Below are 13499 nucleotides of genomic sequence, written 5' to 3' on the forward strand. Positions count from 1 at the left end.
TCCAACCTCGTGTTGGTCCCCGAACCGGTCGCCGCGGCCGCGCACTTCGCCTCGTTCGGCCACACCCTCGCGCCCAACCAGGCGCTCGCCGTGTACGACCTGGGTGCGGGCACCTTCGACGTCGCCATCGTCGCCGCGACCCAGAACGGGTTCGCCGTGCTCGCCGAGAACGGCCTGCCCGACCTCGGCGGCATGGACGTCGACCAGACGCTGCTCGAGCACGTCGGCCGCCAGGTCTCCCGCCGCGACCCGGGTGGCTGGCAGCGGCTGCTGCGCCCGGAGTCCCTCGGCGACCGGCGCGCGCGTCGGGCCTTGCTGGAGGACGTGAAGGCGGCCAAGGAGGCGCTTTCACGGCACCCGCAGACCGAGGTGCCGATGCCCGAGCCGTTCGACGACGTCCTGGTCACCCGGGCCGAGTTGGAGGCGCTGATCCGGCCCAGCATGCTGCGCAGCGTCGAGTTGCTCGCGGGGACGATCCGCGCGACCGGGCTGTCGCCGGATCGGCTCGTGGGGATCTACCTGGTGGGCGGCTCCAGCCGGATCCCGCTCGTGGCGACTTTGATCGCGGAGCAGCTCCGCGTGGTGCCCACGAGTCTCGACCAGCCGGAAACCGCCGTGGCCCTCGGCGCGCACCACGTGTCCCAAGAGGGCATCAGCATGCGCACCTCGCAGGTCGGGCCGCAGTCCGCGGGTGTGCGGGCACAGCCGTTCCCGCAGCCGTCGACGGGTGGTTTCCCCGCCCAGCAGGCAGCAGGCGGTTTCGCGACCCAGCAGCCCGCGTCGGGGGGCTTCGCCGCGCACCAGGGTGCTCAGTCTCCGGCGGGCGGCTTCGCGACCGCGCAGTCCGGCGCCGCGGGATCACAGCCGCCGCAGACCGGCGCCTTCGCCGCTCAGCAGAGCTTTCCGCAGTCGACGCAGCAGCAGGCGAACTTCCCGAGCCTGGCGGGCAACTTCCCGACCCCGCCGCGGCAGCCCGCCGCGGCCGCGGGGCGCAAGAAGCTGGTGGTCACCGCCGTCGCCGCGGTGGTCGCGCTCGCGGCGGTCGCGGGCGGGATCTTCTTCTTCACACGGTCGGGTGAACTTCCGACGGCTCAGTCCTGTGCGACCAAGGGCACGCCGGACGACAAGGGTTTCACCGACTGCCTGCGGCAACTGGCGGGCGGCGTGCCGGAGGCCAACACCTGTGAGCGCGGCGCCGACGTCACGTGCGCGCTGCCGGACGCCTACCGGGTCACCTACACCCACGCCGGTTCCATCGAGGACGTCCAGCGCGTCTGGGAGACCGAACTCGGCAAGGTCGACGCGGGCGAGCACGTCGTCGCCGACTGGCGGGGCAACGGCCTCGACGGCAAGCTGCGCGCCGGCGTCAAGGACGGCGTCGGGGTGCTGGTGTTCACGGTGAAGGACCGGCCGCTGGTGGGCACGCTCACCAAGTCCGACGCGGCAGACCTGACCCCGGACAAGCTGGCGGACTTCTTCGCCAGCACCGTCCAGCCGGGAGCTTGACGCACGCGGTTCCGACAACCGGCCTGGCGGACTACTTGCGGTTTCGGAGGGCGATGAGGCCGACGACGATTGCGGCGACGCAGGCGCCGATGGATCCGATGGTCAGCCACAGTTCCTCGGTGGCCGACGGGTTCTCGATGGCGAAGGTGAACACGTGCCCGAGTCTGCCACCTACACTCAGCCGCGATGCGCATCACCGCCTTCCGGTCCCGCCTCGCTGAGGAATTCGGCGCTCAGCGGGCCGACACCATCGCCCACGACCATGTCTTCAGCGCGCTCGGCGGCCGTACCGTCGACCAGGCGCTCGACGCCGGGATTCCCACGAAGGAGATCTGGCGGGCCGTCTGCGAGGCCTTCGAGGTCCCGCCCGAACGACGCTGAGCGCCAGCTACACCATCGGCGTGTCACTACCAGGATCGAACAGGTGTTCGCTACCATGTTGTCCACATCGGGTCCGCTTGTCCACAGACTGGCGGTGCCTTCCGAGAAACGTCGGCCCTTGCCCGTAGCGTCGGCGCCGTGAGTACGAAACAGTCTCGAGTCAACCGAGGTGGAACCAAGATGGCACCAGCACCCGACCGGGATAAGGCGCTCGAACTCGCCCTTGCCCAGATCGACAAGAACTTCGGCAAGGGCTCGGTCATGCGCCTCGGTGAGGAAGGCCGCGCCCCTATCGCGGTCATCCCCACCGGCGCGATCGCGCTCGACGTCGCGCTCGGTATCGGCGGTCTGCCGCGCGGACGCGTAGTCGAGATCTACGGTCCGGAGTCCTCCGGTAAGACCACTGTCGCCCTGCACGCGGTGGCCAACGCCCAGCGCAACGGCGGCATCGCGGCGTTCATCGACGCCGAGCACGCGCTCGACCCGGAGTACGCCAAGAACCTGGGTGTCGACACCGACGCCCTGCTGGTGTCGCAGCCCGACACCGGCGAGCAGGCGCTGGAGATCGCGGACATGCTGATCCGCTCCGGCGCGCTCGACATCCTGGTCATCGACTCCGTCGCGGCGCTTGTCCCGCGCGCGGAGATCGAGGGCGAGATGGGCGACAACCACGTCGGCCTGCAGGCCCGGCTGATGAGCCAGGCCCTGCGCAAGATGACCGGCGCCATGAGCAACACCGGCACCACCGCGATCTTCATCAACCAGCTCCGCGAGAAGATCGGCGTCATGTTCGGCTCCCCGGAGACGACAACCGGTGGCAAGGCGCTCAAGTTCTACGCCTCCGTGCGGCTCGACGTGCGCCGCATCGAGACGCTCAAGGACGGTGGCGAGCCGGTCGGCAACCGCACCCGCGTCAAGGTGGTGAAGAACAAGGTCGCGCCGCCGTTCAAGCAGGCCGAGTTCGACATCCTCTACGGCAAGGGCATCAGCCGTGAGGGTTCGCTCATCGATATGGGCGTCGACCAGGGCATCCTGCGCAAGTCGGGTGCTTGGTACACCTACGAGGGCGACCAGTTGGGGCAGGGCAAGGAGAACGCCCGCAAGTTCCTGCTGGAGAACCCGGACGTGGCCGACGAGATCGAGAAGCGCATCAAGGACAAGCTCGGCATCGGCGCGAAGCTCGACGCCGACGAGACGGTCGCGGCGCCTGTCGAGTTCTAGTGGCGGAGCGCAAGTACGCGCGCAGGACTCGGGGGACGGGCGGCGACTCGTCCCCCGAGGAATCGCGTAAAACCGAGGAACAGGACCCGGCCGCCAAGGCCCGGGAGATCTGCTATCGCCTGCTCACGGTCCGCTCCCGGACCCGGCAGGAGCTCGAACAAGCCTTGCAGCGCAAGGAGATCCCGGACGACATCGCTCAGACCGTGCTCGGCAAGTTCGCCGCCATCGGCCTGATCGACGACGAAGCCTTCGCCGAGAGCTGGGTCCGCTCCCGCCACACCTACCAGGGCCTGGGCCGTCGCGCCCTCGCCATGGAACTACGCCGCAAGGGCGTGGCCGACGAGGTCGTCGCCGAAGCCGTGGACGCGGTCGACAGCGAGGCCGAGGACGAACGCGCCCGGCAGTTGGTGCGCAAGAAACTCGGCGCCATGTCGGGTCTGGAAGACCAGGTCCGCATCCGCCGACTCGTGGGAATGCTGGCCCGCAAAGGGTATTCGGAGGGAATGGCCTTCCGGGTGGTGCGCGAGGAGTTGTCCGCCCACGGCGGTGACGCGTCCGAGTTGGACACCATCCCGGACTGAGCCGCGCGGCCCGGTCGTGCCAAAGGGCGCGACCGGCAGGTGAGTGTCTGCGAAGCTGTCGCGGTGAACGAAGACTGGGAGCGGCGCACCGCCGAGGCGTGGGCCGCCATCGACAACCACGACGCCGAGAAGTTCCGGGCGCTGATCGGCACTCTGGCCGATGAACTCCCCGCCGACAGCGCTATCGCGGACTTTGAGCGGGCCTGTGCCTTCGACTCGACCGGCCACTCCGACCGCGCCGTCCCGCTCTACCGCAAGGCGCTCGAACGCGGCCTGACCGGTGAACGCAGGCGCCGAGCCGTGATCCAGTTGTCCAGTTCCCTACGCAACATCGGCAACCCGCAGGAGAGCGTCGACCTGCTGACCGCCGAGATGAACGCGGGTTCCGACCGGCTGGACGACGCCATTCGTGCCGTGCTCGCCCTGGCACTCACCGATCTTGGCCGGGAACGGGAGGCCGTCTCCCTGGCCGTCGGCGCTCTCGCCCGGCACCTACCGCGCTACCAGCGCTCCATGGCCGACTACGCCCGCCTCCTGATCGAAAAGGAGTAGATCAGCTCTTTACGCGAGAATTACTCGCGAGTATCTTTCGGGTTTCGACCTGGAGGAGGAACCCGATGATCCGTCCTCGCTTATCCGTCCGAAAGCTGACCGTCGCGGTCGCCGTGCTGCTCGCCGCGGGTGTCACGGCGTTGCCGGGGATGGGCCAGGCCGCCCAGAGTCCGCCCGGCGCTGACGTCGGGGCGGTGGGTGTGCCGTTCAAGGGAACCTTGTCGGACGGGACCGTCCAGGGTTTCCTCGATGCCCACACGCACGTCTTCTCCAACGTCGCGTTCGGCGGGAATGTGGTGTGCGGCAAGCCATTCGACCCCGCTGGACCGCAGAAGGCGCTCGTCGACTGCCCGGATCACCTCCCCAACGGCGAGTTCGCCTGGTTCGAGAACTTCACCAAGACCGGCTCGCCCGTCGGCACCCACGACCCGGTCGGGTATCCGAGCTTCAAGGACTGGCCCGCGCACAATTCCCTGACCCACCAACAGGCCTATTACAAATGGATCGAACGGGCCTGGCGCGGCGGGCTGCGGCTGATGGTCAACCACCTGGTCTCCAACCGCCAACTCTGCGACCTGTACCCGATCAAGAACCAGCCCTGCAACGAGATGGACTCCATCCGGCTGCAGGCCCGCCTGATGAACGACCTGCAGAACTACATCGACGCCGAGAGCGGGGGCGCGGGCAAGGGCTGGCTGCGGGTCGTGCGCAGCCAAGATGAGGCGCGCAAGACGATCGAGGGCGGCAAGCTCGCCGTACTGCTCGGTGTGGAGACCTCCGAGCCGTTCGGCTGCAGGCAGATCCTTGGGGTCGCCCAGTGCTCGAAGGGCGACATCGATCGTGGACTCGACGAGATGCACGCGCTCGGCGTGCGCACGATGTTCGTCTGCCACAAGTACGACAACGCCCTGTGCGGTGTGCGCTTCGACGGCGGCGCCGCCGGTGTGGCGGTCAACGCGGCCAACTTCCTGGGAACCGGGCAGTTCTGGGACGCCCGCACCTGCACCACCGAGTACTCCGACAACACCATCGCCGCCGCGGGCACCATCCCAGACGCCCTCAAGCCGTTGGTCCCGTTGCCGGTGTATCCGCCCGCGCCGCACTGCAACACCCGCGGGCTGACCGACCTCGGCGAACACATGGTCAAGGGCATGATGGCGCGCGGCATGATGGTCGAGGTCGACCACATGAGCGTCAAGGCGGCCGACCGCACCCTCGACCTGCTCGAGGAGGTCCGCTATCCGGGTGTCGTGTCCTCGCACAGTTGGACCGACAGCAAGTACTTCCCGCGGATCTACGCGCTCGGCGGCATGATCGCCCAGTACGGCCACTCCGCCCCGCAGTTCCTCGCGGGCTGGCAGCAGGGCGAGGCCTACCGCGACCAGCACGGCATCGCGGGCTACGGGTTCGGCATCGACGTCAACGGTCTCGGGGGCCTGCCTGGGCCCCGCGCGGACAACGCGGGCAACGGCGTGTCCTACCCGTTCACCTCGGTCGACGGCACCGTGCGCCTGGACCGGCAGCGGATGGGCGAGCGGACCTGGGACGTCAACAAGGAGGGTATGGCGCACTACGGCCTGATGCCCGACTGGATCGAGGACATCCGAAAGGTGGCGGGCGATGAGATCGTCCAGGACCTCGTCGGCGGCGCCGAGGCCTACCTGCGCACCTGGCGGGCCGCTGAGCGTTTCCAGGCGCCCGCCAACCTGGCCAGAGGCGCCGCCGCGACGGCGAGTGCGTCGGAATGGAGCCCCTGGTACGACTTCCGGCCGCACCGCGCCGTCGACGGCGATCTCGGCACCCGCTGGGCTTCGGGCTGGAGCGACGGCCAGTGGTTCCGGATCGATCTAGGCGACCAGCGCCGGATCAGCAGGGTCGCGCTGCGCTGGGAGGCCGCCTATGGGTCGGCCTACCGGGTCGAGGTGTCCGATGACGGCCAGAGCTGGCGGTCCGTCGCCGCCGTCGAGGGCGCGTCCGGCGGACTCGATGTGGTCTCATTCGCGCCGACTACGGCCCGTCATGTGAAAGTCCAGGGAGTCCGCAGGGGGACGAACTACGGCTACTCACTGCTGGAGGTCGGCGTCTACTGAGTCCACTCGGGAACTGGCGGGAGCTGTTGCGACGCAACGGTTCCCGCCAGTTTTTTGTGCCCGGCATCACCCGGTGTGTGCGGGAAATCACACCGGAATATGCTTCTCCGTAGCGACTCAGTGACCCGCTGGTTCGCGCCATGTGGTACTTGTCACATCTGCTGTCGGCAGGCAAAGTCGGCAACGAGCGGGCACCCTCGGTCTACCCACGGCCGGGGTCCGCGAACGGACCGGCGTACGGAGGTGCGTACATGTCGAGCACGGAGATCCACGAACTGCAGCGAACGATCGGCCAACTGCGGCACTGTGTCGGCGCGCTGCGGGGTCGCTACGGCGACATCCCCGCGGTGCGCAGGCTCATGAACGACATCGAACGGCTTGACATCGACTCGAGCGAGTTCTCCGCGACTCCCAGCACACCGGTGCCCAGGCCCGCGGCCGAAGGCGAGTTCGTCGTCGTGCCGGACACCCCGTACGACCCCGCCCTGTGGCAGGGAGCCGACGACGAAGGAGTCGGCGGCTACCACCGATAGCGCCCCAGGGTCCCCACCACGAGACGTATCCGACGCGGGCCGCCCCGAGCCCGCGAGGATCGCGACAAAGACGAGGAAACGATGACGTCAGGCGTCGGCGCCCCCAGGCGGGCGCGGATCTCCGCGCGCACCCTTCGGACGGACCGGTGGTGGCTCCCGCCGCTGCTGACGAACCTCGGCCTGCTGACGTTCGTGGTCTACGCGGGCGCCCGTTCGTTCATGGGCAAGTGGTACTGGGTCGAGGAGTACGGCTACCTCACGCCGTTCTACTCGCCCTGCCTGAGTGAGTCGTGCCTGCCGGGATCCAGCCACTTCGGCACTCCGCTGCCGGAACTGCCGGGCTGGATCCCGCTGGGCTTCGTGGCCCTGCCGTTCCTGCTGGGCTTCCGTCTGACCTGCTACTACTACCGCAAGGCGTACTACCGCTCGGTGTGGCAGTCCCCGCCTGCCTGCGCGGTCGCCGAGCCACACGGCAGCTACTCCGGTGAGACCCGGCTGCCGCTGATCGTGCAGAACGCCCACCGGTACTTCTTCTACGTCGCGCTGGTCGTCTCAGTGATCAACACTTACGACGCCGCGCTGTCGTTCACCCACGGTGTCGGCCTGGGCTCGCTGGTCCTGACGACCAACGTGATCCTGCTCTGGGGCTACACGCTGTCCTGCCACTCGTGCAGGCACATCGCCGGTGGCCGCCTCAAGCACTTCTCCAAGCACCCCGTGCGCTACCGCGCCTGGACGCTGATCTCCAAGCTGAACGTCCGCCACATGCAGCTGGCGTGGACGACCTTGGCGACGCTGATGCTGACCGACCTCTACGTGATGCTCGTCGCCAGCGGCGCCATCTCCGACCTGCGGTTCTTCTAGAAGACCCGCCTTCCCCACCACAGTTTGTCTTTCGAGAGGATCCAATGAGTCAGGTCGAGCGGCACTCCTACGACGTCGTCGTCGTCGGAGCGGGCGGCGCGGGGCTCCGCGCGGTGATCGAGGCCCGCCAGCGCGGGCTGCGCGTGGCGGTCGTGTGCAAGTCGTTGTTCGGTAAGGCCCACACCGTGATGGCCGAGGGCGGCTGCGCGGCGTCGATGGGCAACGCCAACTCCAACGACAACTGGCAGGTCCACTTCCGCGACACGATGCGCGGCGGCAAGTTCCTCAACAACTGGCGCATGGCCGAGCTGCACGCCCGGGAAGCGCCGGACCGCGTCTGGGAGCTGGAGACCTACGGCGCGCTGTTCGATCGCACCGAGGACGGCCGGATCAGCCAGCGCAACTTCGGCGGCCACACGTACCCGCGGCTCGCGCACGTCGGCGACCGCACCGGCCTCGAGCTGATCCGCACCATGCAGCAGAAGATCGTCTCGCTGCAGCAGGAGGACTTCGCCGAGACCGGTGACTACGAGGCGCGGATCAAGGTCTTCGCCGAAGTGACCATCACTGAGCTGGTCAAAGATGACGGCCGCATCGCGGGTGCGTTCGGCTACTACCGCGAGACCGGCCGGTTCGTGCTGTTCGAGGCCCCCGCGGTGGTGCTCGCGACCGGCGGCATCGGCAAGTCGTTCAAGGTCACGTCGAACTCCTGGGAGTACACCGGCGACGGCCACGCGCTGGCCATGCGCGCGGGCGCGACCCTGATCAACATGGAGTTCGTCCAGTTCCACCCGACCGGCATGGTCTGGCCGCCCAGCGTCAAGGGCATCCTGGTCACCGAGGGCGTGCGCGGCGACGGCGGCGTGCTGAAGAACTCCGAGGGCAAGCGCTTCATGTTCGAGTACGTCCCCGAGGTGTTCAAGGGGCAGTACGCGGAGACCGAGGAAGAAGCCGACCGCTGGTACACCGACCAGGAGAACAACCGGCGCACCCCCGACCTGCTGCCCCGTGACGAGGTCGCCCGCGCGATCAACTCCGAGGTCAAGGCGGGTCGCGGCTCACCGCACGGCGGCGTCTACCTCGACATCGCGAGCAGGCTGCCCGCCGAGGAGATCAAGAAGCGGCTGCCGTCGATGTACCACCAGTTCAAGGAACTGGCCGACGTCGACATCACCGCGGAGCCGATGGAGGTCGGTCCGACCTGTCACTACGTGATGGGCGGCATCGAGGTCGACCCGGACACCGCGGCGGCGAGCGTCCCCGGTCTGTTCGCCGCGGGTGAGTGCTCCGGTGGTATGCACGGTTCCAACCGCCTCGGCGGCAACTCGCTGTCGGACCTGCTGGTCTTCGGCAGGCGCGCGGGTCTCGGCGCGGCGTCCTATGTGGAGTCGCTGGAGTCGCGGCCGACCGTGTCGCAGTCCGATGTGGACGCGGCGGCGGAGATGGCGCTCTCGCCGTTCGACCCGCCCGCTGAGGGGGTCGAGGAGAACCCGTACACGCTGCAGAACGAGCTGCAGCAGTCGATGAACGACCTCGTCGGCATCATCCGCAAGTCCGAGGAGATCGAGCGGGCGCTGGAGAAGCTCGCCGAGATCCGCTCGCGCATCCGCAACGTCACCGTCGAGGGCCATCGGCAGTTCAACCCGGGCTGGCACCTCGCGATCGACCTGCGCAACATGCTGATGGTCAGCGAGTGCGTCGCCCGCGCGGCGCTGATCCGCACGGAGAGCCGTGGCGGCCACACCCGCGACGACCACCCGGGGCTCGACGCCCAGTGGCGCAACAAGCTTCTGGTGTGCAGCGCGAAGGACGACGATCCGGTGGTTCCCGGTGTCGAGGTCACGCCGAAGGAGCAGCTGCCGATGCGGCAGGACCTGATCGAGCTCTTCGAGCTCCCTGAGCTGGAGAAGTACTACACCGAGGACGAGCTGGGCAGCCACCCGGGAAGGACGGCCTGAGGTGTCGTACAAGGCGAAGTTCAAGATCTGGCGCGGCGACGACCAGACCGGGGAGCTGCACGATTACCTGATCGAGGTGAACGAGGGCGAGGTCGTCCTCGACATCATCCACCGGCTGCAGGCCACCCACGCCCCCGATCTAGCTGTGCGCTGGAACTGCAAGGCGGGCAAGTGCGGCTCGTGCTCGGCGGAGATCAACGGCAGGCCGAAGCTGCTGTGCATGACCCGGATGTCGACGTTCACCGAGGACGAGGTCATCACGGTCACGCCGCTGCGCGCGTTCCCGGTGATCCGCGACCTGGTGACCGACGTGTCCTTCAACTACAAGAAGGCCCGCGAGATCCCGTCCTTCACCCCGCCGCCGGGCCTCGGGCCGGGCGAATACCGGATGAAGCAGGTCGACGTCGAGCGCTCGCAGGAATTCCGCAAGTGCATCGAGTGCTTCCTGTGTCAGGACACCTGTCACGTGATCCGTGACCACGAGGAGAACAAGGAGTCCTTCGCGGGCCCGCGTTTCCTCATGCGGATCGCCGAACTGGAGATGCACCCGCTGGACTCGGCCGACCGGGTGCGCGAGGCGCAGGACGAGCACGGCCTCGGCTACTGCAACATCACCAAGTGCTGCACCGAGGTCTGCCCGGAAGGCATCAAGATCACCGACAACGCGCTCATCCCGATGAAGGAGCGCGTCGCCGACCGCAAGTACGACCCGATCGTCTGGTTGGGCAGCAAGCTGTTCAAGCGCGAGAAGGCGTGAGTTCCGGGGCTTCCGGGAGTCGAGTTCGGCTCTCGGAAGCCCTGGCCAGCGCCACCTGGGCCGCGACGATGCCGGTGAGCATCACGACCGAGCCCACGAGTTGAACGGGTGTCAGCAACTCGCCCAGGAGCACCGCCGCGAGCCCAGCGCCCACGAGGATCTCCACACACGAGACGAGACTCGCGGCCGTCGACGAGATCGTGCGCTGTCCGAGCGCGCTGAGCAGGACCGCCGCGGCCATGCCGACGACACCGATCCAGGTCAGCAGGAACCAGTCTTTCGCGTCGACCCGCTCGAACGGGAACGGCGCGAGCGGAAGCAGCGCCACCGCGCCGACGCAGGCGCCCCACGTCGTGAGGACCAGGGGGTCGTGGACGCGGAGACCGTGTTCGGCCAACAGGAACCGCCCGGCCAGCGTCGCGGCCGCCACCATCGCCGTCAGCAGGCCCAAAGCGTCCAATGACAGCGACGTCCACACCTGGCTGATCAGCGCCAGGCCGAGCAGCGTCGTGCCAATCCCCACCCACAGCGTGACGGGCAGCCGCGTGCGGCGCACGAAGCGGATCCAGAGGGCGATCAGCACCGGGGCCAGATACTCGATCAGCAACGTGATCCCGACCGGGAGCCGGGTGATCGCGAAGGTGTAGCTGACTTGGTTGAGCGACAACGTGAACACGCCGTAGAGACCGAGCAGCCACCAGTGTCGACGGTGGATCCGCAGGCTGCGTCGGGTGGCCACGGCGAGCAGCAGCAGGGCGATCGCGCCGATGGCCATGCGGCCCTGGATGACGTTGACCGCGGACAAACCCGACCCGGCGAGCATCTTCAGCACGGGAGCGGAACTGCCCATGGCCACCGCTCCCGCCGCGGCGAACGCCAATCCTCGTCTCATGTGGGCGACGCTAATCGAGACGCCCGTGGCCGCGATTGAAAATTTTCCCGTGCGGACGCAAGATTGTTGCGTGGCTACCTCCGCGCTCGACGAGACCGATCACGAGCTGCTTGCCTTGCTGCAGCGGGATTCCGCCCGCACGCTGGGCGAACTCGGCGAGCTGGTGTCCCTGTCGCCAAGCGCCGTGCAGCGGCGGATCGACCGCTACCGCAAGGCGGGACTCATCGAGCGTCAGGTCGCGGTGCTCGACCCGACCCAGGTCGACGTGCTTCTCGCGATATGTCTCGTGACCCTCGCCAAGGAGTCCCGCGCGCTGCACGCCGCGTTCCGCCGCAGGCTGCTCGCCGCCCCGGAGGTCCAGCAGCTCTACAGCGTCTCGGGGGAGACGGACTTCGTCGTGGTGCTGGCCACCACGAGCATGTCCCACTTCCGTGAGGTGTCCGAGCGGCTGCTCAAGGACGCGCCCAACATCCAGCGCTACAGCACGATGTTCGTCCTCGACCCGGTCCGCACCGGCACGGCTCTGCCCACCCGCCGCTAGAGACGACGATGGCCGCCTCCCAGGTGCGGGAGGCGGCCATCGAAGGTCGTTGGGGTCAGCCCACGTTGGTGGCCCCGGCGCCCGCGAGGTCGTCGGCGTGCACGACCGCGGCGCCCTCGTCGGTCTTGGCGGCCTTCTTGCCCTGGCTCAGCCTGCGTTCGACGTAGATCGCGAACCGGCTCAGCGCGTAGTTGACCACGATGAAGATCACCGCGATCAGCAGGTAGGTCTGGATCGGGTTGCTGAGGTTCTGGACGATCTGGCCCGCGACCCGGACTGTCTCCTCGTAGCTGATGATGAAGCCCAGCGACGTGTCCTTGAGGATCACGACGAGCTGGCTGATCAGCGCGGGCAGCATCGCCCGGAACGCCTGCGGAAGCAGGACCAGCCGAAGCACCTGTCCGCGGGTCAAGCCAAGCGACTCGGCCGCTTCACGCTGTCCCTTGGGCAGGGAGTTGATGCCCGCTCTCACGATCTCGGCGATGACCACCGAGTTGTAGAGCGTCAGACCGATCACCAGGTACCACATCGGTTCCAGGCTCACACCGAACTCCGGCAGCACGCGCGCGACGAAGAAGATGGCGATGACGACGGGGATACCGCGCAGCAGTTCGATGAACCCGACCACGATCCAGCGGTACCACGGTGCGGAGGTGACCCGGGTGACCGCCAGCAGGGTGCCGATGACCAGCGAGAACACCACCGCGAGCGCAGCCGCCATCAGCGTGTTGGCCATGCCCTCGCCGATGCGTGCCCAGACCAGTTCGAAACTGTCGTCGGTCGGATCGAACAGCGGAGACCACTTGTCGGCGTCGAACTGGTTTTGCTTGTCGAGCTGGCGGTACACCACGTACAAGCCTGCAAGCAGGCCCACCAGGGCGAGCACGCTGAACAGCATGACCCGCCGCTTGGCCCGTGGCCCCGGGACGTCGTAGAGGACGGACGCGCTCATCGGGCGATCGCCACCTTTCGCTCCAGCCAGCCGAGGAACGCGCCGGCCGGGAGTGTGATCAGCAGGTAGGCGATGACGATGCCGGTCAGCACCGGCAGTGCGGCCTCACCGCGCGACCCGGTCAGCGTGTCCGACACCGCGAACAGTTCCCCGCCGACACCGAAGGCGCCGACGATGGCCGAGTTCTTGATCATCGCGATGATCACGCTGCCCAGCGGCGGCACCACGGTGCGGATCGCCTGCGGCAGGATGATGGTGGTCAGCGACTGGCCGAACGTCAGTCCGACCGCGCGCGCCGCCTCGGCCTGACCCGCGGGCACCGAGTTGATGCCACTGCGCACCGCCTCGCAGACGAACGCCGCGGTGTAGAGCACCAGGGCCGTGATGCTGAACCAGAAGTAGGCGCCGTTGATCCCCACCTCCGGCAGACCGAAGGCGCAGAAGAACAGCACCACGGTGAGCGGGCAGTTGCGGAAGACGTTGACCCACGACGTGCCGATCCACCGCAGCGGAGGCACAGGGGACACTCGGAAACCCGCCAGGATCGTCCCGAGGACGAGCGAGCCGACCATGGCGTAGGCGCAGATGAGCAGAGTCTTGAAGAACCCGTCGCGGTACAGCGCGAAGTTCTCGAAAATGACGTTCACGTGGACTCCGAGCCCGATTAAGGC

15 protein-coding genes are annotated in these 13499 nt (G+C 68.0%); 11 read left to right on the forward strand and 4 right to left on the reverse strand.

Annotation, left to right across the window (positions count from 1 at the left end):
• A partial coding sequence (locus GPZ80_RS10380) for an Hsp70 family protein (protein ID WP_187220109.1) occupies window positions 1-1506 on the forward strand: 1506 nt, incomplete at its 5' end.
• A gap of 31 nt (window positions 1507-1537) precedes the next feature.
• On the opposite strand, the gene GPZ80_RS33315 is transcribed toward GPZ80_RS10380, so the two are convergent.
• Window positions 1538-1660, reverse strand: coding sequence for a hypothetical protein (locus GPZ80_RS33315; RefSeq protein WP_281401215.1), 123 nt, complete (start codon window positions 1658-1660; stop codon window positions 1538-1540).
• 32 nt (window positions 1661-1692) lie between these two features.
• Between GPZ80_RS33315 and GPZ80_RS10385 the strand changes: the two genes are divergently transcribed.
• From GPZ80_RS10385 to GPZ80_RS10425, 9 genes are all read left to right on the forward strand, one after another.
• Window positions 1693-1887: a DUF3046 domain-containing protein gene (locus tag GPZ80_RS10385; protein ID WP_187220110.1), complete on the forward strand. Its 195-nt coding sequence runs from the start codon at window positions 1693-1695 to the stop codon at window positions 1885-1887.
• Between the two features lie 180 nt (window positions 1888-2067).
• Entirely contained in the window at window positions 2068-3108 is a 1041-nt protein-coding gene (gene recA, locus GPZ80_RS10390; protein ID WP_091371651.1) for a recombinase RecA, read from the forward strand.
• Window positions 3108-3689: a regulatory protein RecX gene (locus GPZ80_RS10395; RefSeq protein ID WP_187220111.1), complete on the forward strand. Its 582-nt coding sequence runs from the start codon at window positions 3108-3110 to the stop codon at window positions 3687-3689. Before recA ends, GPZ80_RS10395 begins: the two co-directional genes overlap by 1 nt.
• Window positions 3690-3752: 63 nt before the next feature.
• On the forward strand, window positions 3753-4241 hold the full coding sequence (locus tag GPZ80_RS10400) for a tetratricopeptide repeat protein (protein WP_312880235.1): 489 nt from the start codon (window positions 3753-3755) through the stop codon (window positions 4239-4241).
• A gap of 65 nt (window positions 4242-4306) precedes the next feature.
• Window positions 4307-6331, forward strand: a complete 2025-nt coding sequence (locus GPZ80_RS10405; RefSeq protein ID WP_187220113.1) for a discoidin domain-containing protein — start codon at window positions 4307-4309, stop codon at window positions 6329-6331.
• Window positions 6332-6582: 251 nt separating this feature from the next.
• Window positions 6583-6864, forward strand: coding sequence for an Rv0250c family protein (locus GPZ80_RS10410; RefSeq protein ID WP_091371644.1), 282 nt, complete (start codon window positions 6583-6585; stop codon window positions 6862-6864).
• Between the two features lie 81 nt (window positions 6865-6945).
• Complete coding sequence (gene sdhC / locus GPZ80_RS10415) at window positions 6946-7728, forward strand: succinate dehydrogenase subunit SdhC (RefSeq protein ID WP_187220114.1); 783 nt, start codon at window positions 6946-6948, stop codon at window positions 7726-7728.
• Between the two features lie 44 nt (window positions 7729-7772).
• On the forward strand, window positions 7773-9686 hold the full coding sequence (locus GPZ80_RS10420; RefSeq protein ID WP_187220115.1) for a fumarate reductase/succinate dehydrogenase flavoprotein subunit: 1914 nt from the start codon (window positions 7773-7775) through the stop codon (window positions 9684-9686).
• 1 nt (window position 9687) lies between these two features.
• Entirely contained in the window at window positions 9688-10443 is a 756-nt protein-coding gene (locus GPZ80_RS10425) for a succinate dehydrogenase/fumarate reductase iron-sulfur subunit (RefSeq protein ID WP_187220116.1), read from the forward strand.
• Here the strand turns inward: GPZ80_RS10425 and GPZ80_RS10430 are convergent.
• Window positions 10424-11335 (reverse strand): DMT family transporter, encoded by a 912-nt coding sequence (locus tag GPZ80_RS10430; RefSeq protein ID WP_187220117.1) that lies wholly within the window; start codon window positions 11333-11335, stop codon window positions 10424-10426. The two genes, GPZ80_RS10425 and GPZ80_RS10430, sit on opposite strands and share 20 nt — an antisense overlap.
• A gap of 70 nt (window positions 11336-11405) precedes the next feature.
• Between GPZ80_RS10430 and GPZ80_RS10435 the strand changes: the two genes are divergently transcribed.
• Entirely contained in the window at window positions 11406-11876 is a 471-nt protein-coding gene (locus GPZ80_RS10435; protein WP_312880236.1) for an Lrp/AsnC family transcriptional regulator, read from the forward strand.
• 55 nt (window positions 11877-11931) lie between these two features.
• Here GPZ80_RS10435 and GPZ80_RS10440 read toward each other — a convergent pair whose 3' ends face one another.
• Complete coding sequence (locus GPZ80_RS10440; RefSeq protein WP_187220119.1) at window positions 11932-12828, reverse strand: amino acid ABC transporter permease; 897 nt, start codon at window positions 12826-12828, stop codon at window positions 11932-11934.
• On the reverse strand, window positions 12825-13475 hold the full coding sequence (locus GPZ80_RS10445; RefSeq protein ID WP_187220120.1) for an amino acid ABC transporter permease: 651 nt from the start codon (window positions 13473-13475) through the stop codon (window positions 12825-12827). Before GPZ80_RS10445 ends, GPZ80_RS10440 begins: the two co-directional genes overlap by 4 nt.
• Between the last annotated feature and the right edge of the window lie 24 nt (window positions 13476-13499).

This window comes from Actinokineospora xionganensis (assembly GCF_014323725.1).
In the GTDB taxonomy this organism is placed as follows: Bacteria; Actinomycetota; Actinomycetes; order Mycobacteriales; family Pseudonocardiaceae; genus Actinokineospora; species Actinokineospora xionganensis.